The sequence below is a fragment of the Pseudomonas silensiensis genome (assembly GCF_050434865.1).
Lineage (GTDB): Bacteria > Pseudomonadota > Gammaproteobacteria > Pseudomonadales > Pseudomonadaceae > Aquipseudomonas > Aquipseudomonas fluorescens_W.
This window is the reverse complement of record NZ_JBNDJH010000012.1, coordinates 90,516-112,403: the sequence shown is the minus strand read 5'-3', so window position 1 is coordinate 112,403 and position 21,888 is coordinate 90,516. Positions and strand designations below refer to the sequence as shown.

Here is a 21,888-nt window from a genome sequence, read left to right as displayed (position 1 = left end):
GTTTACTCCCCTTGACCGCTGGATGCCTTGTTAGCTACCTGTGCGGGGGCCGGGTTCTTTGCGCCAACGTTAGTCGCTTCACTGGCTTTTACTTCAACGCCAGGTTTGACGTATTGCAGCCCTTCGGTGATCAGTCGATCGCCGGCCTTCAGGCCGTCTTCGATCAGCCATTGGTTGCCGACGGTGCGGCTGGCCTTGAGCTGACGCAGTTCGACCTTGTTGTCCGGACCGACGACCAGTGCGGTCGGGGTGCCTTTGAGATCACGGGTCACGCCTTGTTGCGGGGCGAGGATCGCCGCGCTGTTCACACCGGCCTGCAATTGGGCGTGTACAAACATGCCTGGCAGTAGGGTGTGGTCAGGGTTCGGGAATACCGCACGCAAGGTCACGGAACCGGTGGTCTGGTCCACCGAGACTTCGGAGAACTCAAGCTTGCCTTCCTGTTTGTACTCGCTGCCGTCTTCGAGGGTCAGCTTGACCTTGGCCGCGTTGTCGCCAGATTTTTGCAGACGACCGCTTTCCAGTTCGCGGCGCAGTTCCAGCAGCTCTACCGAAGACTGGGTGACGTCGACGTAGATTGGGTCCAGTTGCTGAATCACCGCCATCGCGTCGACCTGGCCGCTGGTCACCAGCGCGCCTTCGGTCACGGTCGAGCGGCCAATGCGGCCGGAGAGTGGGGCGTAAACCTTGGTGTAGCGCACATTGATCTGCGCGCTTTGCAGCGCGGCTTCCGATTGCAACCGGTTGGCCAGGGCCGTGTCGTATTCCTGCCGGCTCACTGCCTGTTCGCTGACCAACTGCTTGTAGCGATCCGAGATCGACTTGGTCTGTTGCAGGTTGGCTTCGGCACTTTTCAGGGTGGCTTCATAAACCGCCGGATCGATCTGATACAGCTGCTGGCCGGCCTTGACGTCGCCGCCTTCCTTGAACAGACGCTTGAGAATGATGCCGTTGACCTGAGGGCGAACTTCGGCGATGCGGTAGGCGCTGGTACGGCCCGGAAGCTCAGAGGTCAGGGTGAAGGCTTGAGGTTGCAGAGTAACGACGCCGACCTGAGGGGGTGGTGGGGCAGGTGCCGCCTCTTCCTTTTTGCATCCGCTGAGCAGCGATGCCAAGGCGAGGGCGGTGACCAGAGCGGTAACAGCTGGCTTGAATTGCATGAAAAACCTCGGGTCAGGCGCGCAAATTGCGCACTCGAAATGTGGAAAGGTAAAAAATGTGCGCTGAGTGGATAAGTAGCTTGCTAAGGAATATACTTACGTTCATGGTTGTTTGTAAACACCTTGGCCGCGTATCCACACCGTTACAAAAGCCGTTCAAGGGTTCGAATTGTAGGCCGGGGACAACGCCCGAGAGCGCTCGCCCCACTTTTATTCAGCGGATGTTCAGACATCCCTGAAGCATCCTGATTGAGGTTGTACTGCCATGGTCCGTCGTACCAAAGAGGAAGCTCAAGAAACCCGCAGCCAGATACTGGAAGCGGCAGAAAAAGCCTTTTACGAAAGGGGCGTGGCGCGCACGACACTGGCGGATATCGCTACCCTGGCCGGGGTCACGCGCGGGGCCATCTATTGGCATTTCAGCAACAAGGCGGATCTGGTGCAGGCCATGCTTGATACCTTGAAAGAGCCTCTGGATGAAATGGCCAAGGCCAGTGAAAGCGAAGAAGAACTCGACCCCCTGGGCTGCATGCGCAAGCTGCTGATTCATTTGTTTCATCAAGTTGCTCTGGATCCGAAAACCCGACGCATCAATGAGATTCTGTTTCATAAGTGCGAATTCACCGATGAAATGTGCGACCTGCGCCAGCAGCGTCGAGAGGTCAGCCTTGATTGCAATGTGCGAATCGCCCTGGCGCTGAGTAATGCGGTCAATCGAGGGCAGTTACCGGAAAACCTCGATACGGCCCGCGCAGCCATCAGCCTGCATGCGTACATCGACGGCATCCTGTATCAGTGGCTGTTGGCGCCCGACAGCTTTGAACTGCACCTCGACGCCGAGCGTTTGGCCGATACAGGATTGGATATGCTGCGCTTGAGCCCAAGCCTGCGCAAATGAAACAAAATGCGGAAATGGATCCGGTTGTGTCAAACATTTGAGGCGGATCAGGATCATCCCGATGCCCGCCTGATTGCAATGGGGTGCTTTTATATACGTACGCTCGCCAGGTTGATAGGTAGTGAGCTACCTGATTTGTAGGGATTTTGTGAGTAACCGGCGCAAAAAAGCCCCGGCTCTTTCGAGTCGGGGCTTTTGCGTTTCAAGGGGGACGCTTACAACACCGGGTAGTCGATGTAGCCGACCGCGCCCTTGGAATAAAACAGTTCAGGGCGTGGTTCGTTCAGCGGCGCATCGGCCTTCAAACGTGCCGGCAGGTCCGGGTTGGCAATGAATGGCACGCCGAAGGCCACCGCATCAGCCTTGCCGCTGGCCAGCCAGGCGTTGGCGCTGTCCTTGGTGAAGCGTTCGTTGATGATGTACGGGCCGCCGAACGCTTCTTTCATTTGTGGACCCAGGCTGTCGCCATCTTCTCTCTCACGCGAGCAAATGAACGCGATACCACGTTTGCCCAGTTCGCGAGCGACGTAGATGAACGTCTCGGCCAGGTTGTCGTCGCCCATGTCATGGAGATCGGCGCGGGGTGACAGGTGCACACCCACGCGGCCCGCGCCCCAGACTTCGATCGCGGCATCGGTCACTTCGAGCAACAGGCGCGCACGGTTTTCCAGGGAGCCGCCGTAATTGTCGGTGCGCTGGTTGGTGCTGCTTTGCAGGAACTGGTCGAGCAGGTAACCGTTGGCGCCATGGATTTCCACACCGTCGAAACCGGCCGCCTTGGCGTTCTCGGCACCGACGCGGTAGGCGTCGACGATGTCGGCGATTTCAGCGGTTTCCAGGGCGCGTGGGGTTGGGAAGTCGGCCAGAGGACGAACCAGGCTGACATGACCTTTCGGCTGAATGGCGCTTGGGGCGACCGGCGCTTCACCGCCCAGGTACGAGCCGTGGGAAATACGGCCGACGTGCCACAGTTGCAGGAAAATCTTGCCGCCCGCGCCGTGTATAGCCTTGGTCACATTGGCCCAGCCACGCACTTGATCGTTGGACCAGATACCCGGGGTGTCCGGGTAGCCGACGCCCATCGGCGTGACCGAAGTGGCCTCGCTGAGGATCAGCCCGGCCGAGGCGCGTTGTACGTAGTACTCGGCCATCAGCGCGTTTGGCACGCGGCCTTCGTCGGCGCGGCAGCGGGTCAGCGGCGCCATGATGATGCGGTTGGCCAACTCAAGGTCGCCCAGTTTGATCGGATCGAAAATAGTCGTCATTTCAGTACAACCCTCGTGAGGTATCAGTTAGTCGCAGGAGCCAGTTCGGGATTACCGCTCTGACGGAAAGTAATCAGGGTCACCAGCAGGGCGAGAACCGCCAGTGCGGCTGCCGCGAGAGGAACGCTGGTCAAGCCGAAACCGTGGGCGATGACGCTGCCACCGACCCAGGCACCCAGTGCGTTGCCGATATTGAAAGCGCCGATGTTCAGGGTCGACACCAGGTTCGGTGCGGCTTTGCCGTAGGTCACCACGTTCACTTGCAGGGCGGGCACGGCGGCAAAGCACGCGGTGGCCCAGAGGAACAGGGTGATTTCGGTCGGAATCAGCGCAACGCTGGTCCAGGTCAGTACGGTCGAGATCACGGCCATCGAGATAAAGACGCCGATCAACGTTGCGGCCATGCCTTTGTCAGCCAGCTTGCCGCCGATGATGTTGCCGACCGTCAGGCCCAGGCCGATGAGCATCAGGGTCCAGGTCACGCCTTTGGGCGAGACGCCAGTGACATCGCCGAGCAGCGGAGCGACATAGGTGAACAGGGTGAATACGGAAGCTGCGAACAAAGCGGTCATGCTCAACGACAGCCAGATCCCGGCGCCTTTGAGGGCGCGCAGTTCGGCGCGCATGTCGAGTTTCTCTTCATCGCGCTTGGCCGGCAGGAAGCGGATCAGGCCGATCAACGCGATCACACCAATCACGGTCACCGCCCAGAAGGTCGAACGCCAGCCGGCTTCCTGACCGAGCGCGGTGCCCAGCGGAACGCCAAGCACGTTGGCCAGGGTCAGGCCGGTGAACATCAGGGCCACGGCCGAAGCGCGTTTGTTTGCAGGCACCAGACCTGCTGCCACCACCGAACCGATACCGAAGAACGCACCGTGGCAGAGGGCGGTGACCACACGGGCAAACATCAGCACGTTGTAGTCGGTGGCCATTGCGCAGAGCAGGTTGCCGACGATGAAAATCCCCATCAACGCTACCAGCGCGGCCTTTCGCGGCAATCGAGAGGTGGCCAGTGCCATGAACGGCGCACCGATGGCCACGCCCAGGGCGTAACCGGTCACCAGCCAGCCGGCGCCGGGGATCGACACACCGAGGTCGGCCGCCACATCGGGCAGCAAGCCCATGATGACGAACTCGGTGGTGCCGATGGCGAAGGCGCTCAAGGCCAGAATGAGTAGCGAGAGGGGCATTGTTGATTCCTTGTCGGCTTGCTGATGTTAAGGGTCAGAGCTCTTTGCTGAAGGTGCTGAGGAACTCCTGAATGGTTTCCTCATTGCGTTTGAAAAAGTGCCACTGGCCGACTTTGCGGCTGCTGATCAGGCCGGCGCGTTGCAGGGTTGCCAGGTGTGCAGACACCGTGGACTGCGACAAACCGCAACGTTGATCGATCTGCCCGGCGCAGACGCCGTGCTCGTTGCTGTGGGACTGGTCGGGGAATTCGACGGTTGGGTCTTTGAGCCAGTGCAGGATTTCTCGCCGTACTGGGTGTGCCAGGGCTTTTATTATTTCGTCGAGATTAATGGTCATGGTGTTGGGCTCGTGATGAGTAAAACGCTATATCGCGATGAGGCGAACTTTAAATCGGTACTTCGCGATATACCAATATGATTTTGGTCTGATGACCGAGTAATTCGGTATATCGAGTTATAACGATATGTTGGGTGTAACGACATAAAGGAGCAGTGCTAAGCTGCGCGCATGAATTATCTCGCACATCTGCACCTCGGTGGCCAGCGCCCCGGTCAATTGCTCGGCAGTCTGTATGGCGATTTCGTCAAAGGGCGGCTGCAAGGGCAGTTCGATCCGGAGATCGAAGCGGCCATCCAGCTGCATCGCAGCATTGATGTCTTTACCGACCGCCATCCGTTGGTGGACGTCTCGTTGTCACGGTTTTCCATGACCCGCCGGCGTTACGCCGGGATCGTGCTCGACGTGTTTTTCGACCATTGCCTGGCCCGGGACTGGACGCTTTACTCGGATCAGCCGCTGGAGCAGTTCACTTCAGGTGTGTACCGGGTGCTGTCCGCCGAGGCGCAATTGCCGGAACGTCTGGCGCAGATCGCGCCGCACATGGTGGCCAATGACTGGTTGGGTTCTTATCGGGAATTTGCGGTGCTTGAGCAGGTGCTGCGAGGGATTTCACGGAGATTGACGCAGCCTGAGGAGCTGGCCGCAGCGATGCAGGAATTGCGGGTGTTGTATGAACCGTTGAGCGATGACTTTCGGTTGTTCTATCCGCAGCTTCAGGACTTCGCCCAAAACTACCCAACAACATAGACCCCCTGTAGGAGTGAGCCTGCTCGCGATAGCGGTTTATCATCCAACACCTATGTCGATAGATATACCGCTATCGCGAGCAGGCTCACTCCTACAGGGGATATGTGTTCAGGCAGCGATGGCGGGGCGCATCGGGGCTTGCTGTGTTTCCGGAATCGCTCCAAACAACGCCTTCTGCACCGCCTGCTGCGCTTCAAATGCCAGCGCCGCACGCTCCCGACCTTCACACGCGATCGGCTTGAGCAAATGAATCTCCACTTCACCCCGATCATGGGCAAACAAGCGCATCAAGTGCGAGAGCAAATCATCATCGCCAATGAACGGTGCCAGCGAATCGAGCTCTCCGTCGCGAAGATAACGAATCGCCACCGGTTGCAGCTTCACTTCAGAGTCGATTGCCGCAGACAGCAGGCGACCATGAAACGTGCGCAACGAACGGCCATCAGTGGTGGTGCCTTCCGGGAACATCAGCAGCGGATGTTCCTGCTCCAGATGACGGGTCATCTGTTTGCGAATCAACTGGCTGTCGCCCGACCCACGGCGAATGAACAAACTGCCGGCCTTGGCCGCCAACCAGCCCGCCACCGGCCAGGTACGCACTTCGGCCTTGGACAGGAACGACAGCGGCGTGAGCATGCCCAGCAGTGGAATGTCGGTCCAGGACACGTGGTTGCTGACCCAGAGCATCGGCGCCTTCGGCAATTCACCGTGCACCGTCACGCGAAAGGGCAGGGCATTGCTCAGCCGCGCCATGAAAAATCGCGACCAGCGCTGGCGGCGGACCATCGAATGAGCAATCCCCAAACGCTCGAACAACCCGAACACACCGGCCATGCTCAAACCCAACGTCACCACCACCAACACTCGCGCAATTCGCGCGTACACCCGTAACCGACTCATCACACGGCCGCCTTGAAGTGCTTGGCATAACGCGGGCAGAGTTCGTCGCGCTTGAGCAGGATGAACACATCGGCGACCTGGAAATCTTCATCCCAGCACGGCTCACCGCAGATCTTCGCGCCAAGACGCATGTAGGCCTTGAGCAGCGGTGGCATTTCGGCGATGACGTTGGAGGGGATGTCGAGACTCGGCAGCGGTTTTTTTGGTTCGGCCCGCAGGTGTTCAGTGCACAGATAACGTTCGCGCAGGCGCTGCATGATCGCGTGGGCCTGGATGCCACCGTCCTGCATTGGAATGCTCGCGCAACCCATCAAATAGCTGTAGCCGCCCTGGTTCAGCACTTCGGCCAGTTCGCCCCAGAGTACGGCGATGGTGCCGCCGTTGCGGTAAGCCGGGTCGACGCAAGTGCGGCCGATTTCCAGGATCGGGCCTTTGAGATGGACCAGGCCATGCAGGCTGAATTCTTCTTCGCTGTAGAACTTGCCCAGGCTGCTGGCGGCCGTGTGGTCGAGCAAACGGGTGGTCGCCACCAGACGCCCGGTGTTCAAGTCACGCACGCCGATGTGGGCGCAGTGAACATCATAGTCATCCATGTCCAGACCCAGCTCCGCGCCTTTCAGTTTGGCGTTGAATTCGCCGCTGAACACGTTGAAGCGCAGGGCCTGGGCTTCCTGCAAGGCCTCGGCGCCCACCAGGCGTTCGGCTTGCAGGCGGCGTTCATTGCCGGTGTCGCTGATGCGGGCGATCTGAGTCATTGCGAATCTCCGTACGGGCCGTTCACCCGTCGTGGGTTGCAGCCGATCGACTTTCTTTATGCAGCCGTGTTGTGCAAAGTCAGGCTATGTAGCCCCGGTGTCATCGCCATGAAGCTTTGGTGATGCTTATATGACAGCCCACGAGGAGCCTCTTATGCCCTGGCAAAACCTGCTGCGCCGCCGCGATCGTCTGCCCGCCAACCCGGATCTGGGCGAGGGGTTCGCAACCTTGTTGCACCAGTTGGGCAACGTCACGCCGTTCGAACTGGCGGTGGCCGGCGGGCGTTTGATGTCGACGCCGGGGCTGGCGTTTCTGGTGGGCTATCAGGCGGCGTTGCGCATGCTCTGGCCGAGCGCGCCACTGAGCCTCGGCGCCTTGTGCGCGACCGAACAGCGCAGCCTGCGGGTGACGGACATGCAGACCCGTCTGCACGGTTTGCGTCTGAGCGGGCGCAAGGATTTTGTCACCGCAGGCGATGCCGCCGATTGGCTGCTGATCGCTGCTCGCAGTGAAGCCCCCGACGAAAAACCGCGCCTGAGTCTGGCGGTGGTCTACCCCGATGAACCGGGCGTGCGTGTGGAGAAACTACCGGCGATCCCGTTGATGCCAGACATCAGCCATGGCCGGCTGTTTCTCGATAACGCTCAGTGCGAACTGTTGGCGGGGGATGGCTGGGAGGCTTACATCAAACCGTTCCGCACCCTTGAAGACATTTACGTTCTGAGCGCCATGACCGCCTGGCTGTGCGGCATCGGTCAGGACAACGACTGGCCGCAAGCCTTGCAACTGCGGTTGCTGGCGCTGCTGGCCGGGTGTGCGGAAGTCAGCCGGCAGGCACCAAATAATCCGTCCGGACATGTGTTGCTCGGTGGCTTGTTTGCGCAGTTCGATGGGCTGAAGGCTGAGGTGGCTCAGGCACTGGCCGATGGCCCGCAGCATTGGGCGGCGATGTGGCAGCGCGATCAGGGTGTGATGGATTTGGCAGCGGCTGCGCGGGGGAAGCGGTTGGCCAAGGCACTTGCGTTGAATTGACGGACCGCAAATTTCAAAACTGTCATCAACCTCGGCTAGGCTCAGCCAGTTCATCCCTCCGAGCCCCCGCCATGTTCAAAGGCTTGTCCCTGGTTTTTATGCTCCTGCTCAGCCTCTCGGCCCACGCCGAATACTGGCCTGCCGAGCAATGGCCGACCGGCCCGACAGTCACCGGGCCGGCGCTTCAAGCGCTGGAGACTTACGCCTTCCCGCCCCGCGATGAAGCCACCCGAAAAGGCCTCCGCACCGATGCCTTGCTGGTGATCCGCGACGGTCAACTGATCTACGAACACTACGCCGGCCCGACCACCGCCGACACCCCGCACCTGACCTGGTCCATCAGCAAAAGCCTGATGGCCACGGTTCTCGGCGTGGCCTATGGCGAAGGCCTGTTCAAGCTCACGGATCCAGTGCTGAAGTTTTATCCACCGCTGGAAAAGCACCCGACGATGACCATGGCCGACCTGTTGCATTGGGCCTCGGGTCTGGACTGGCAGGAAGACTATGAGTACGCGCCGTTGAAATCCTCGGTGGTCGCGATGCTCTACACCCATGGGTTTTCATTAGGATTTGGATCGAGGATAAAGGGAATCAATGCCTTAGTGGGCAATTTCCTTCTATTTTTGGATTTTTTTTTCTCTTAAAACTGAATTTTTCCGAAATATTGCACTATTGAGTGGATTGAGTGGATTGAGTGGATTGAGTGGATTGACGCTTAGGTGTAATGCGACGAATAAAGGCGATCACATTTAGGCGACAGTGATGAAGCTTCCGGGTGGATCGAGAGGGTATAAAGAAGGAAGACTAAAAATATTTTTCGGCTAATCAGGTTTTTCATTCTGTGGATTGGTATCGTATTTTTTTGAGATGTGCAATGTTATTATGTTTTTGGCTTCTAAACGAGGAATGGTAATTCTTCCTACAATGAAGTTGGAGTCTCCAGGTGTTAGAGGTTGTATTCCCCCTGACTCTATTAGCCGCACGATTTTCATGAGGGGATAATTGTATTCTTTAACTAGCCAGGATGGACATGTATAGGTCTTAAGGTGGTGAGCAATTTTGGTCACGTCCTCAAGATTTATTAAAAACGTTTTTTTAAGTGCCAGTGGCTTAATAAAACCTGTAGAAAGGAAATGAGAGTGGAGCATATGACCGTTGCTGTGGCAGGATAATGCAGCTTCTTGTACTGTTAGGTATCCTTTGCGCCACACCTTCGCCTGCGTGACACTTTCGCCTGTGCAGTAGTCGCGCCCTTTTTCCTCAGTTTGATTGGGGACGAAAACTGTTTGAAGTATACCAATTTTAATTAGTTGGCTGATATCTTTTAGGTCTAGCTTGAGTTGCTCTGCGGCCTGTGAAAATGTTAATAGTGACTTTCCGTCTGTTATTGTTCTTGTTGGGAAGTTATTTTTGGTATTCAAAGCTGTTGTTAATTCGCTCGGGAGTTGGGTTCGTCTGTAGATTGGAATGTTTCGCGCGTAGGGAAAGCCATGGATAATGAGGGGGGTGGTTTTTTTTAGGATTTCTCTGAGTTTCGCGTCACTCAATCCAGTCTGCTTTGCGATTTCAGATCGAAGGATATATTTGTCGTTAAACGCTTTGATCGATAGTAGTGAAGTTCTTGGGCCTCCTGGGTAGTGAAGTTTGAAACCTTTTATTATGCCAGCGTTAATTAAATGTTTAATATTTGCTGCGGTGGTTCGTAGTATTTTTGCAGCTTGCGGACAATTAATTAGTTTGAAATCAGCTTCTGGGGTTGCTGTTCTATTCCTCGGTTCCCAATCACCGTAGCTTTCTTCTGTTAGTGTCATGCATAAGTCGGGACACTGGAATAAGAGTTTTTTGTTTGCGGTTGGTTTGAGTAAAAAGCCTGCTCTTATGCAGAGTTTTTCAGCCTTGAGTTGAGTGACTTGATTAAATGTTTTAAATATGAATATCAGCTCTGGGTTTGTAAATTGTAGTTCGCCGCAGCAGCAGTCTCGTTGATGATTAGTAGGCTTTGTTTGGTGTGTGTTGAAGAAATACTCAATCGCGTAACTGCTTAGAGTTTGGTTGGCACTTAGAATGAATGGTGCAAGCAAGGCACGTCGATGGAGGCTGGGAAAAAAGCGCTGGAGTTTCTGCATTTCGCGAAAATAAGTTGATTTGTTTCCACTTGCAATATTTACGCACACCTCCATTAATTGCAATTGACTGGAAGGGGTGTGAAAATGACGAATCGCAGACATTGAGGATAGCAGTAGTGTAAAAAACGTTTCATCTTTATCCAGTATAGCGTTTTTTATTAATCTACTCGCGGTTGTGTCGCAAGCCACTGATGGGGCTTTTCGAAGATCAAAGCCACAGGGGCAGTGAAAGTCTCTCAATCGCAGCCAATCCAAGGCTTGATCGCAGTGCGGGCATGCATTAATGTACTGCTCGCCGTGCGACGGGCACACATTCGAAAAGCGTAAAGTGTGCATTGAATCTAGATATCCATTGCGTATGCATGCTGGACACAGATTGAGTTGAGTGCGCAGCATTGTGGCAGGGAATAACACACCGGAAATATCAACTAGGCTTCTGTTGGCGGGGCGTAACCTTCGATAAAAAGCCTCTTCAATCGATGCCCGCTCAGAAGGCGACAGCGAGTTGTCCCTCGTAAGCAATTTGTATGCATGTGACCCCTTCCACTGACTGCCGGTGATACTATTTAATCTCAGATTCCAGGCCAGGCTGAAGTTTTTTAAATCCTGATACCCGTTGGCGGTCGCGCAGCGAATCAAGAGAGAAAGGCTGCTTTCTTGTGGATAGCGGGTCGGAAAAAAGATGAGCTTATTCATTTTTTTCTCGTGTTCGTAGTAATTATTTTCTGTAGTTCGCCAGGCGTGCACCCAAATGGATCTTTCCAAGTTAATCGGGTGGCGAGTCTTACATGACTTACTGCCATTGAAAAATCGTTTACCTGCAAGGTTCCATCACTGCGTTGCAAGGCGTTGGTTAGAGATTCATGCAGGAGGATGCGCAGAGCACGCATGTTGCCACCGGTGGCCGCGTATAAGGCGAGTACCATTTTTTCCTCTGAGAGTGGTGGTGTCTCCTTAAACCCCATCGAAGTGTTGATCTCCACGGCAAAGGCGCGGATGAGCTTTAGGTAGAGACTGTAGCTTTCCGGTGTTGCGAGAGAGAAGGGGGACAATCTTGCGCGGTAAGGGAAGCGATCAGCGAGGGCTTGATGGAGGTCAATCGCGTGTTCAACCGCAGCTGGGCCAACGAGCATTACCTCGCCTTGAAAAATATCAGTCAGCACCTTTACCCAGTCAGCCGCAACTTGAAGAGTCCGATGGCTACCCCCTCTGAGTAAATGTTGCCATTCATCGAGCATAATAAAGTTGGTTTGGCATGTGCGTAGGATGTTAAAGAGTCGGTATTCTAATGCATCAACAGATTGGTATTTTGTGTAAGTCTCAAAACAGTTTAAAAGGCGGGTGACCAGTGTTTTGATAGTCGCGTTATTCGGGACGCGACAATATACGACTGGGTGAATTATATGTATGCCGTCAGCCATGCGTCTTTTTTTGGGTGGGCCAAATTCAGCTTCTATCTCATCGCAAATCCTCGTCTTTCCGGTGCCTGGGTCTCCAAGTAAAATCACACAACTTGGTTCGCCTCTAAGGCGGGTTGCCTCTATGGATCGATGAATAGTATCCAGCGCCTCGCAGTATTCAGGGTGGGCGACCGTGAATGTCTTAAATTGTATAAGCTTTTGCTCATTTGATTTGTTCATTGTGGTTGCCTCTCTTCATGTTATAGGTCTCAAATGTAGAGTCGTCGATTGCTGGATGTGGAAGCTTAGTACTGAGCGACGAGCTTTTCGATGTTGAATCATGTGAGGAGGAAGTCTTCTTGGTTTTGTTCTTGGTCTTCGCCTTGTAAGTTTCGATTTTTTGATGCAGCGCGTACAGCCTGATACAAGCTTCGGTATGGTCGAACGTCCGGCGTTCGGTGATGAAAGATCTGCGAACTTCATTGTGATTCGATAAGGACAAGCCCTTTTGATAATCCTCATTCGTACCGATCGCTGGGTGCCAGTCATCTGGAGTGTCAGGGTGGGCAACCCAAACCGTCCCCAAGTCGCAAGGGTTAAAGTAGACAATGGCTTTCTGTTTCGCTTTTAGTTTTAGACCGACTTCGGCAAGGCCTGAGCCCCACCAAATCAATTTGCCCTTGGCGACTCTTCCACGATCAACACTTAGGTACCAATGGCTCAAGCAAAGTTGTTTAAGTTCCGCCTCGGTAAATCGCTCAGGCGGGAGGGCGTCTAATCGAAGTGCTTCTCCCTTCTTTAGCGGACTTGTCTCTAACTCGTCTTGCCAAGTGTTGTGATAAATCTCGACCCAATCAGCAAAGGCACTCCGCAGATTCTCGAGAGTCAAGCAGGCCTTTTTCGCAGAAGGGTAATCACCTCGATCTTTGATTGAGCCTTTCGTCGTACCCGGTAAGTGGTGGCAAAAGCCGGTGTCAACAGTCCTGAAAAAACGCTCAATAAATGCTTTCGCGTTCGGGTCGCCAACTGGCACATAGTCGGTGGAGATACCCAGAATGCTGAACGAGTCGAGCGACCAGGTATTGAAGATCTCCTTACCGTGGTCGGAGTAAATCGTCGCCATTTTTCCATACCGCACAATGGCCCTTATCGTGGCGCTTAACATTTTCTCCGCACAGGGTGCGCCCATGGAGATGTCCCATCCCGCGAGCTCGCGGGAGGCGGGATTCAAATGAGCCGACAAAATAGGTCGGCCGACCACTTCGCCATCTTGGTTGATGAGCATCACGTCCATGTGCTTGCTATCAAATAGCGTGCATGCATAGGGGTCTTCATCGATGAAAAGGTGACCGCTGGATTGGGTTGCGCGTTGTGCCGCTTTCAACCCATAGCGCTCACGAACCACGCGGTATCTGTCCAGACTGTGAACCCGTCGGATAAAAGTAGCGTAAGACGGTGTCATCAGGTGAGGCGCGCCACAGTGGTGACGTTCTCGATTTTCTGCTGCGATATGGCCGACAAGCAGTTTGTGCGCGTGACGGAGTGTGGGGCGCTCCAGTGTCAGGTACACGGTATGGATGTAATGTCTGATTAAATCTTCGATAGACAACGGCAATTGTTTTCGACGTGGTGCAGGGCGGTGTTTTAGCAGCGAAAACGGGCTCTGATTGCTTGCCAGAAAACGATTTTTCCAATTCCACAGCGTACTGGGGCTTGGCGGCCGAGAATCACCGATTTTTTTTGCCACCTCGGCGATTAACTTTTTGGCCTCGACTTTGGTAAAACGTCCTTCCATCTGATGCAACCAGGCCTCGACGTAAGCCAGTCGATATCTAAATCGTTTTTGCTGATCGGGGGGCAGCGCTGCCAGCTGTGCAGCGGCGCTGAGATCGCTTGCGGCTTGCTGATGCATCCGCAACTTTCCTCGTTGTTCCATTCTGGCAAAAGACGCCACATCGATAAATCGCCGGTACTGGTGAACTAGCGAGCACAAGGAAATTTGGCCGTCATTGATCGAGACGATTTCATAGACTAGGTGGTCAAGGGAGTACTGGGCACCGACTTTAGGTTCGGTGATGTTCATGTCGCGCCTCCACAATCGAGGTGTCGAGTGTGAGGCGATGGCTGAGATCACATTCGAGCCTGCGCTCAAAGAGCGCCTTATAGATCGCACGTTCTCGAACCTCGGCAGCATGGTTGAATAGCTCTCTCATACTGATGGGGTAACGCAGCTCCGATAACAGTCGCAGACAGGCTCCGTATTCATCAGCACCGAGGTTGAAGGAGTGCAAGTACAGGAACTTCAAGTTGCCCAGTCGAGGTCCCGGTCGAATGCTCTGCAGGTCGGCATACGCCAGTGAGCTGCCCTCACGAGCGAAGTAGTGACGGGCCGCTTCCAGCTTTGATCGGGCACGCTCGGACGCTTGGCTGAAATCGATTTTGACCTCGGTGAAGTACACTTCTTCTGTCGTTTCGATCCGAAAATCTGGGGTGTATGGCTGCGGGCGGCCGGCGATGTCAACATCAAATGGTCCCGGCTGGGACTCGTAGCTGACGACCAACGTGTCGTACTCCAAATTAACGCAGTAGTCCGCTTCCAGAGCGCTATGGCAGGCGATCAATCGCTGATTTTTTCGGGATGGAAAGAAAATTAAGTGCTTGCCGTAGTAGGAGGTTTGCAACGGTTTAGGAGGTGGCTGGTTAGTACCCATGAGATAACCCTCATGCAGGGGAAGCTTCGTGATACCAACAGAGCTAACACCAGGAGCTGGTTTGATTAACTGTTTGTTATCAAAGAAATGACTTATGGAGGGCTGGAGGGCGTTTTTCCGGATAGAGAGGTCGGTCGAGTTCCTCGCTTGTCGCCGCTGCCCTCCCTACCTTTTTTCGTGAGTTGCCCTTTGCGCGGATACCATGAGTGGTCGTGGGCGCAGTGAGCGATGAGGCCCCGGCGTTACCCGAGCAACGACTGCTGATTGGATTGTGGCCGCGTTGTACCTGATGAATGAAACTCAGCAGGCTAATAGCTTCCAGTACCCCCAAAGGGGGATATTCTCGCGGTTCGTGCGCACGCTTATGCGGGGGCGACGTGCGGGTGATGTGGCTGTGCAGGACTATCAACACCGGGTGGCGCGTGCCGGCCGGAAGTGCGTCAGGGCTTAGTTGACGAGTGCTCTGGTCCCTATGCGTGCACGCGTCGACCACAACCTCAACACCGACGACCTGACGGGCGCATTGCCGGTTAGAGACTTTGAGGGGCACCAGATCGTGGTGCTCGATCATGGCCTGTACGTCCGCTAGTTTGATGGATAGCCGGTGGTTATCCAGCATATCCCGCAGTAGAAATGTGCCCTCGGTGACAGCATCTGGCCGATAGACGCGCCCCGCAACCATATAAAGATTTTGTGCGAGTGACCGGTGGATGGAGTTCATTTGGCTTTACCTCGATCAAGATGGGCCTGGACTGTGACGACGATGCCACTGCGAGATAGTTAAGCTCGCTGTCCAGTGACAGTTAAGTGGGAGTTGAGCGCAATGGGCATGGCGATCTTCAGCACCTCGCACGCATTGAAACCAGTGAGCGGCGACTGCGGAGAGTTGATGAATCGCCAAGCCATGGTACTGACTCCTCTTTATCGTCACCTTGGCGTGTGAGCTCGGTGACATCAGCCAAGGTGAATGGAGAAATCCTTCACCTTGGGTGAATCCCGCAAAAGGTTTACGAGCAACCTTTTGTCAACACCGTACGCCTGTGTGTGGGGTTTAGCTGGGCATAGTTACGAATTTTCAGAAGTATAAAAAGGGGCAGGGAAGGGGGCAGATACTGTCCAATTTTCTAGTTATATAGTTAATGCATCAAAAGGTTACGAGGTGTTCCTGTCTAACCGTGGAAAGTTTGTGCATTTAAAAAATTACTGATTCCAACCCCGCTGGTCTGACCACCAACCGTGCCGGCGTAGGCGACGTAAACTGGTCATCGTATGACGTGTTTGAGAAGCGAGTCATGGCCCACTCCGTTCACTTCAAATGGCAAAATCTGCGCATGGGCATGGCGGTCGAGGCCATCGTCATGCACTTGGGGGTGGCGGCAGAGGCGGATGCTGAGGCCAAGGCCGAGGTTGTGGCGCGCTGGACTGAAACAGCCACCGAAAATTTGCGGGGGAGTGAACGAACTCGGCGCTGGCTGAAGATGCTCCAAGGGAACGCCTATTCCAACAGCCGGTTACGGTTGATAGCCAAGCAAAGCACCGCTTTGAAAGACTTGATTGATCACCCGATATGGCAGGCGTTGGGCTACACCCGCATCACCCGAGAGAGAATCAGAGGGACGCTTCCGGCAACGGAGGTGCCGGCGTTCAAGGCCTATCAATTAACTGGGCTACCGTGCACCACCTCGGCGGCGCGAGTGGCGTGGTTGCTCCTTTGGTTGAGGGTAACGCCACCTCTGTATCCGCTATTGCAGAGCATGCTGGCTGAGGCCCTAAGGTGCGAATTGCCGCGCCTGTTGTTTGGACCTCCTTGGCAGAGCTGGGGCCATCAGTTGAGCGAATTGCTTCGGGAGCGGTTGCAGGGCCTGCTCGGTGGCAGGAGACTACGCTGGTACGACACCGAGCAAGCGTTGACAGGCATGACTCAGTATTGGTCGGTGTTGCGGACGTGGGGCATGGGTACGCCGTTGTTTCACGATGAAGCCGAATGGTGCCAGTTCTGTGAGGTGTGTGACCGATTGCGCAAAGAGCAATTGTCGGCGGTATTCAACCAGCTGGCGGTGTTTGATCGGCAGCAGGAAACAATTTTTGATTCTTATACTCTGCGCTGTCTGTACCAGAAAGTCCGTCGACAGCGCCAATCGGCGGCGAATCCTTAGCACCACCAGGTGAACGATGAGGGACTATGACTTCCAATATGCCTCCAGCGCGGTCAGCGGGATATTGCAGATAGAGCTTCTGCGCTAGCGATCACAAAATAGACGTAGGCGAAAAAGATGGTGGGTGATTCGAGGTCGATCCACAGCTTGCAGCACCCGCATCAGTCTTTTAAATACAAAACACCCGATGTCATGCACCGGGCGTTGGGGTGAAACAGGTGTAAACCTAATTCAGGACGAGACAAACCTCCAAATTGGCGAAACCCTATCGGCATTAACAAGTATCCGAATTATTAGGCCAGTTCACAGGCGCTCCAATTGGAAGTCCTTTCAGGCCGTCGCAACATCTAAACTTTCATCACTGCACAAGCCTCCTAAAGGTCGACTTCAAGTCGGCACCAGGTAAAATACCGAGACCGCTAAGTACCATCATGTGAATTGAGCAATAGGGCTAGGCAGTGGGCGTTAAGTCCCGTAGCAGCGTCTGCAGCGTTTCGATCTGACGCGCTTGTTCACGCAACTGCCGACGATCCTCTCGGTGCTGCAGCAAATACGGTCTAACGCGCCCACGTAATACGGCATGCTCGGTGATCAGCTGTTGTAGCTGCCCATTCACTATGTCTTTGGCGCGCTGACAATCTTCTAAGGCCTGGATTTGTTGACGCAATTTCGCCTGCTGCGCTCGGTATTCATTGAGCAGCCGTTCCTGCTCACGGTACACCGTGACTAACTCTTCCTGTTTGGCCAATTGCGCATTTTGCAAGGTGCGCAGTTCCTGGCGTAACTGCTGGACTTGCTCGTCATGTCGACGCAGTTCCTGTTCGCGCAGAGCCCGGTGCTCTTGTCGATAGTGTTCGAGTCCCTCCCGAGCGTTTTGATGTTTTTTCTCTAGCGACTCTACCCGGTGGGCCCGTTCTTCGAGTAGCTGTTGCTGACCGGCTACGAGCTGTCGCAACCGTTGGTGTTCACCCTCACTGTCTTGTAATTGCTCGCGTAATTGTCGTTCGCATTGTCGTTGCTCCACCCGTTCGTGGGTCAGCTGGGTGATAGTGGTCAGTGATTGTTCTAGACGTTCGCGCAGCTGCGCGCGTTCTTGCGCGTAACCGGCCTGCTGGCGACCGACGGCCTCCCGCTCTTCAGCCACTGACGTCTGCGCTTGTTGAATCAGGCGCTCGGCTAGACTGTTAACCAATGACAGGACTTCCTCATTCACCGGCGGCGACGTGGCGGCGCTGGCGCTATCGTTAAGTTCCTTGAGATAACGTTGGATAGTGCTTTTCGACCCGGTGTTGCCCAGTTCGACGCGGACCAGGTCAATGCTGGGATGTAGTCCACGCGCCAACAGGGCATCACGCGCGGCGTGTACCAAGGCTTTGTTGATGCCACCACGGGCCATGTCAGGAGCTCCTGTAGGATTCCCGGTAGTGATGAAGTATGGCGCATACCGCATGACTTGCCTGTACTCCAGGGGTGATGGGCACCGTTCACTGCAGGCCTGGAAACGGCTGAGGTAGGGAGGAGGACAGATGTATGACCACGGTCGCAGAGCGTTACCTGCAAGCGGCGCGCCGCGAAAGTACGACGCGGCGCTACCAGCAGGCATTGGCGCATTACGAGTCCGGCTGGGGCGGTTTTCTCCCAGCCTCCAGTGACAGCATCGTGCGCTACCTGGCTGAGCATGCTGAGCTGTCCATCAATACCTTGCGCAGTAATCTGGCAGCCTTGGCGCGCTGGCATTTGAACCATGGCTTTATCGACCCGACCAAAGCCCCGCAGGTGCGTGATGTATTGCGAGGCATTCAGGCCTTGCACCCGCGGCCGGTGCGCCAAGCCGAGCCCTTGCAACTGCGCGAGCTGGAGCAGTGTGTAACAGCCCTGCTGCTGGAGGAGAACTCGCCGAATCCGACGGTGCGTTTGCGTGCCTGTCGCGATCGGGCGTTGTTGTTGCTGGGCTTTTGGCGGGCTTTTCGCAGTGACGATCTGTGTCGCCTGCGGATTGAAACCAACCAGTTGGTGCCGGGCGAAGGGCTGAGCCTGTTTCTCTCCAGCAGCAAATCCGACCGTGAACATCAAGGCCGCACCGTCAGTGTGCCGGCGTTAAAACGGCTGTGTCCGGTCCAGGCCTATGAAGAGTGGCTGGCGCTCAGTCAACTGCAGGCGGGGCCGGTGTTTTGCAGTATCGACCGCTGGGGCCATCTCGCCCCGACCGCCTTGCACCCCTACAGCGTAGCGCGGGTGCTGCGTCGGGCGTTGACCCGCAGTGGGGTCGCGGGAGAGCGCTACAGCGGCCATTCGCTGAGGCGAGGTTTCGCTACCTGGGCCACGCGCAATCAATGGAGCCCTAAAGCCTTGATGGAATATGTTGGCTGGCGCGATGTGCACAGTGCGTTGCGCTATGTCGATGCTGGCGAGGCTTTTGGTCACTGGCGGAGCGAGAGCACGCCCGAGTCGAAATGACTGCGCGAGCGACGATTTCGTACCGCGCTACAGGCCATGTTATTACACCTGTACAGCGCCACCAGTGATCGAAAAAGCAGGCCAATCCTGAGGTTTGAGAAACCAAGATTCTCAAACCTCACGGCTTTTTTGGTACTCAGAGGCTCGATTGGCGGTACGCCGAGGCGGAGAGGGGGGTATCCACGAAAAGCCCGCGCCGATCCCGGCGATAGACTCAAGGTGGCGTCTTGGTTTGGGTGTAGGCTGTAGGCTGTAGGCGATTTACCAGGCAGAAAATTGCGTCGGACGCAAGCTTAGAGCGGCTGGACCGTGCACGATTCGTGCGAGGAGGACACCATGACCATGCCCAACGAGCGCACTCGCGCACTCATCCAGACGCGAGATTTTCTGGCCGAGCTTGCAGAAGATTCCGCGCTTTCAGCGTCCATGCGACGTCAGGCCCGCCAGCTGTTACGGCACTATCCCCATGCCAACGAGATCCTGCGGGCCGGGCAGCTCGAAGAGCGAAGGGTCGACCGACTGACCGAGCCTTTCCTGAGCGCGAGTATCGATTGACCGTAGTGGCCACTCATCCTCGGCCCAAAGCCATTGATCCTGAGCCATGGATACGTAGAGGGGAAAGGGCTCCCTCGCCTTATCGACCTAGGGCGTTATGGAGTTCCACTGGCGCTCAATGGCGCTTCCGGTTAGACAGGCGTTAGCTCATATTCCATTGGATGGGAATCATTGGGAGGGCGTGTTGATGAGCACTTCACCTGCGACACCACTTCTGCGGAGAAAGCAAGCGGTGTCCCGAGAGGAGGGCATCGCGGCCTTTTGGCGATTCAGTTCCGATCGAGCGTCGCTGACGGATGCGGAGCGGCTGCAGCAAATCAGGGTAGGGTATCCCGCTGACCTCATCCAGGTTCTTCGTTTGGCCTTCGACCTGCATGATCGCCAGCTGGAAACGCTCCTCAATGCCTCAATGTCGACGCTGGAAAGACGGCGGCGAGTACAAAAAAACCTGGATCCTGTCGCCTCCGAGCGGTTGGACCGAATTGCCACGCTCAGTCACGTGGCCGAGGCAATATTTGAGACACGAGTGTCCGCCGCGCATTGGATGTCGACACCGAATAAAGCGCTCGGAGGGACGGCACCGATCATGCTCTGCGAAACTGAGATAGGGGCCAAACAAGTTCGCCGTGTCCTTCAGGCCCTTGAGTGGGGCGGTTCAGCCTGATGAGGGTATGGCGAGGTGCACGCTGTTAGGGAAAGGAATCTTTCCACTAAACGCATAAAACAGCCGCAAAGACAGTAATTGTTTACTCAAGCCTAAAACTCTACGCACAGCATAAGCAACGCGCCAGGTATGAGATGCAGCTACCGAGCCTTCCGATCGCACCAGAATTTACCAGCATTCCCCCAGTGAAGACTGGTAGAGCACTGCGCTAAGCTGCTGCTCGACCTGCTGAGCATGCTGTTCCTCTTGGCGCAGTAGGGGGGCGTTTTGCTCGTTGCTTGCGTCGCGAAAATGCAGCAGAGATTCACGGGCATGGACGCTGGTCTCGTACAGGGTTTGCATCTGGCTCTGCTTTTTGGCCAGTTGCGTGTGTAGCTCCTGTACTTTGGCCGGCCGCGTCGCCATCAACTGCTGCTCGCTCGACAATTGCGCGCGATGCGACTCCTTTTGTATTTGTGCCTGTGAGAGTTTGTCACTTAATTCACTGACTTGAATCTTTCGCGGTTCCAGCTAGTTGCTCTGGCGCGACAGCGCTGTGCGCAACACGGGGTACTCTTGGTCAAATTGTTCGCGCTCACCAGTGCCTTTTCGGCCTCCTGGGCCAACTCGTCGACCAACTTGGTTCACCAACGCCAGCAGCTGGGCGCGGAGACGTTCTTGTGGGCTGAGCGACACACTGGGCGCTGTCTGCTGCAGCCCCTTGAAGTAGCGGGCAATGGTGGTCTTCGAACCGGTATTGCCGAGTTTGATGCGTACCGCATCGATACTCGGTTTGCGCCCGAGTTGGAGCAAATCAGTGCATGGCGTCGACTGTCGGTCTTACGGAGCCGCTTCGCAGAATTAGGCATAGAAGCCCCCCTAAAACCAGTGATAATGGCGTAGCGGCGTCCATAAAAAATCAGGACGTATTTATCTGGATTACAAGTCAAAAAACACCGTGCGCTACCACCTCCTTTGCTATTGCAGAACTGCCCATAAACGAGGTGCTTTGATTCGCAGCGTCCCGTGGTAAATAGGGCATTTGGGTGAGCAAGTCACATACTAAGGTTGACACTAGCCGAGAAGGGCTACTGGTAACCCCCTAGGACAGGTGCGATCTGGTCCGCCCGGACATTCACCTTTTCAATGCAGATGCAGGTCGATTGAACGGCAAGTCTGCTTCTCGAAATTGCTAATTCCGGGTCAGCATTGTCAAACAAAACCGGGGGGCTGTAGTCCAGCTGTTTGTCGGAAGCTGAGCCGCGATTCACCGAATAGTGGGGATAAAATTGATAGGGGTGGTTTGCAGGAGCTGAGTGCAATACGGCTTTTGAATTGAAGCAGGGGCTTCATATTGCAAACCCACCACCTGCGTAATTACTTCAATCGGGCATTCCCAGTCGAACCGTTTACATGGGCGGATGTTCAGTAAATCAGCAATTCATCCAGCTTCTCTTGGCTATGTGCCGACAAGACCGTGCCCTTGGACAGGAACTGGTGGATCGAACCGTTGATATTCTCGTTCGAGCCCGCAGCCAAGGGCTATGAGGTG

General features: G+C 55.4%; 20 protein-coding genes and 2 pseudogenes. 8 read left to right on the top strand and 14 right to left on the bottom strand.

Annotation, left to right across the window (positions count from 1 at the left end):
• Positions 1-2: 2 nt before the first annotated feature.
• A complete protein-coding gene (gene emhA, locus QF010_RS18390; protein WP_033060928.1) occupies positions 3-1,160 on the bottom strand; it encodes an efflux RND transporter periplasmic adaptor subunit EmhA in 1,158 nt (385 codons plus the stop codon).
• 265 nt (positions 1,161-1,425) lie between these two features.
• On the opposite strand from emhA, the gene emhR reads away from it, so the two are divergent.
• On the top strand, positions 1,426-2,058 hold the full coding sequence (emhR, locus tag QF010_RS18385) for an efflux system transcriptional repressor EmhR (RefSeq protein WP_429512096.1): 633 nt from the start codon (positions 1,426-1,428) through the stop codon (positions 2,056-2,058).
• Positions 2,059-2,273: 215 nt separating this feature from the next.
• Here the strand turns inward: emhR and QF010_RS18380 are convergent, their stop codons facing one another.
• The 3 genes from QF010_RS18380 to QF010_RS18370 are packed head-to-tail and all read right to left on the bottom strand — an operon-like array spanning position 2,274 to position 4,850.
• Positions 2,274-3,323 carry an alkene reductase gene (locus QF010_RS18380; protein WP_429512098.1) on the bottom strand — a complete coding sequence of 350 codons (1,050 nt, stop codon included), beginning with the start codon at positions 3,321-3,323 and terminating at the stop codon, positions 2,274-2,276.
• A gap of 23 nt (positions 3,324-3,346) precedes the next feature.
• Positions 3,347-4,513: an MFS transporter gene (locus QF010_RS18375; RefSeq protein ID WP_008152916.1), complete on the bottom strand. Its 1,167-nt coding sequence runs from the start codon at positions 4,511-4,513 to the stop codon at positions 3,347-3,349.
• A gap of 34 nt (positions 4,514-4,547) precedes the next feature.
• Positions 4,548-4,850 carry an ArsR/SmtB family transcription factor gene (locus QF010_RS18370; protein WP_033060920.1) on the bottom strand — a complete coding sequence of 101 codons (303 nt, stop codon included), beginning with the start codon at positions 4,848-4,850 and terminating at the stop codon, positions 4,548-4,550.
• A gap of 171 nt (positions 4,851-5,021) precedes the next feature.
• Here QF010_RS18370 and QF010_RS18365 point away from each other — a divergent pair, with 171 nt between their 5' ends.
• On the top strand, positions 5,022-5,600 hold the full coding sequence (locus tag QF010_RS18365) for an acyl carrier protein phosphodiesterase (RefSeq protein WP_033060919.1): 579 nt from the start codon (positions 5,022-5,024) through the stop codon (positions 5,598-5,600).
• A 108-nt stretch (positions 5,601-5,708) separates the two neighbouring features.
• On the opposite strand, the gene QF010_RS18360 is transcribed toward QF010_RS18365, so the two are convergent.
• Both QF010_RS18360 and olsB read right to left on the bottom strand, forming a co-directional pair.
• Positions 5,709-6,500, bottom strand: coding sequence for a lysophospholipid acyltransferase family protein (locus QF010_RS18360; RefSeq protein ID WP_429533637.1), 792 nt, complete (start codon positions 6,498-6,500; stop codon positions 5,709-5,711).
• Positions 6,500-7,255, bottom strand: a complete 756-nt coding sequence (olsB, locus tag QF010_RS18355) for an L-ornithine N(alpha)-acyltransferase (RefSeq protein ID WP_008152922.1) — start codon at positions 7,253-7,255, stop codon at positions 6,500-6,502. Before olsB ends, QF010_RS18360 begins: the two co-directional genes overlap by 1 nt.
• 154 nt (positions 7,256-7,409) lie before the next feature.
• Between olsB and QF010_RS18350 the strand changes: the two genes are divergently transcribed.
• Positions 7,410-8,288: an acyl-CoA dehydrogenase middle domain-containing protein gene (locus QF010_RS18350; protein WP_429533636.1), complete on the top strand. Its 879-nt coding sequence runs from the start codon at positions 7,410-7,412 to the stop codon at positions 8,286-8,288.
• A 71-nt stretch (positions 8,289-8,359) separates the two neighbouring features.
• Positions 8,360-8,845 (top strand): annotated as a pseudogene (locus QF010_RS18345) (serine hydrolase); the annotation flags it as partial.
• Positions 8,846-9,109: 264 nt separating this feature from the next.
• On the opposite strand, the gene QF010_RS18340 reads toward QF010_RS18345, so the two are convergent.
• From QF010_RS18340 to QF010_RS18325, 4 genes are read right to left on the bottom strand one after another with little or no spacing between them, the layout of a single operon-like run.
• Positions 9,110-11,110 (bottom strand): TniQ family protein, encoded by a 2,001-nt coding sequence (locus QF010_RS18340; RefSeq protein WP_156363956.1) that lies wholly within the window; start codon positions 11,108-11,110, stop codon positions 9,110-9,112.
• Positions 11,107-12,054 (bottom strand): TniB family NTP-binding protein, encoded by a 948-nt coding sequence (locus QF010_RS18335; RefSeq protein WP_033060914.1) that lies wholly within the window; start codon positions 12,052-12,054, stop codon positions 11,107-11,109. Before QF010_RS18335 ends, QF010_RS18340 begins: the two co-directional genes overlap by 4 nt.
• Positions 12,038-13,897 (bottom strand): DDE-type integrase/transposase/recombinase, encoded by a 1,860-nt coding sequence (locus QF010_RS18330; protein WP_033060912.1) that lies wholly within the window; start codon positions 13,895-13,897, stop codon positions 12,038-12,040. Before QF010_RS18330 ends, QF010_RS18335 begins: the two co-directional genes overlap by 17 nt.
• Positions 13,878-14,525 carry a TnsA endonuclease N-terminal domain-containing protein gene (locus QF010_RS18325; protein WP_050482867.1) on the bottom strand — a complete coding sequence of 216 codons (648 nt, stop codon included), beginning with the start codon at positions 14,523-14,525 and terminating at the stop codon, positions 13,878-13,880. Before QF010_RS18325 ends, QF010_RS18330 begins: the two co-directional genes overlap by 20 nt.
• 1,292 nt (positions 14,526-15,817) lie before the next feature.
• Between QF010_RS18325 and QF010_RS18320 the strand changes: the two genes are divergently transcribed.
• Positions 15,818-16,681 (top strand): hypothetical protein, encoded by an 864-nt coding sequence (locus tag QF010_RS18320; protein ID WP_033060908.1) that lies wholly within the window; start codon positions 15,818-15,820, stop codon positions 16,679-16,681.
• 451 nt (positions 16,682-17,132) lie between these two features.
• Here the strand turns inward: QF010_RS18320 and QF010_RS18315 are convergent, their stop codons facing one another.
• Positions 17,133-18,077: a DNA-binding protein gene (locus QF010_RS18315; protein ID WP_033060906.1), complete on the bottom strand. Its 945-nt coding sequence runs from the start codon at positions 18,075-18,077 to the stop codon at positions 17,133-17,135.
• Between the two features lie 134 nt (positions 18,078-18,211).
• On the opposite strand from QF010_RS18315, the gene QF010_RS18310 reads away from it, so the two are divergent.
• The 3 genes from QF010_RS18310 to parS all read left to right on the top strand — a co-directional run bounded on the left by QF010_RS18310 (position 18,212) and on the right by parS (position 20,357).
• Positions 18,212-19,138, top strand: a complete 927-nt coding sequence (locus QF010_RS18310) for a site-specific integrase (protein ID WP_033060904.1) — start codon at positions 18,212-18,214, stop codon at positions 19,136-19,138.
• A 336-nt stretch (positions 19,139-19,474) separates the two neighbouring features.
• The gene (locus tag QF010_RS18305; RefSeq protein ID WP_033060903.1) at positions 19,475-19,693 is read left to right on the top strand and encodes a BPSL0761 family protein; all 219 of its coding nucleotides are present in this window, start codon (positions 19,475-19,477) and stop codon (positions 19,691-19,693) included.
• 187 nt (positions 19,694-19,880) lie between these two features.
• Positions 19,881-20,357 (top strand): type II RES/Xre toxin-antitoxin system antitoxin, encoded by a 477-nt coding sequence (parS, locus tag QF010_RS18300; protein WP_033060982.1) that lies wholly within the window; start codon positions 19,881-19,883, stop codon positions 20,355-20,357.
• Between the two features lie 168 nt (positions 20,358-20,525).
• On the opposite strand, the gene QF010_RS18295 is transcribed toward parS, so the two are convergent.
• The 3 genes and pseudogenes from QF010_RS18295 to QF010_RS18285 all read right to left on the bottom strand — a co-directional run.
• Positions 20,526-20,762 carry a hypothetical protein gene (locus tag QF010_RS18295; RefSeq protein WP_156363955.1) on the bottom strand — a complete coding sequence of 79 codons (237 nt, stop codon included), beginning with the start codon at positions 20,760-20,762 and terminating at the stop codon, positions 20,526-20,528.
• A 105-nt stretch (positions 20,763-20,867) separates the two neighbouring features.
• Positions 20,868-21,149, bottom strand: a complete 282-nt coding sequence (locus QF010_RS18290; RefSeq protein WP_033060899.1) for a DNA-binding protein — start codon at positions 21,147-21,149, stop codon at positions 20,868-20,870.
• Between the two features lie 517 nt (positions 21,150-21,666).
• Positions 21,667-21,886 (bottom strand): annotated as a pseudogene (locus tag QF010_RS18285) (IS30 family transposase); the annotation flags it as partial.
• Positions 21,887-21,888: the final 2 nt, after the last annotated feature.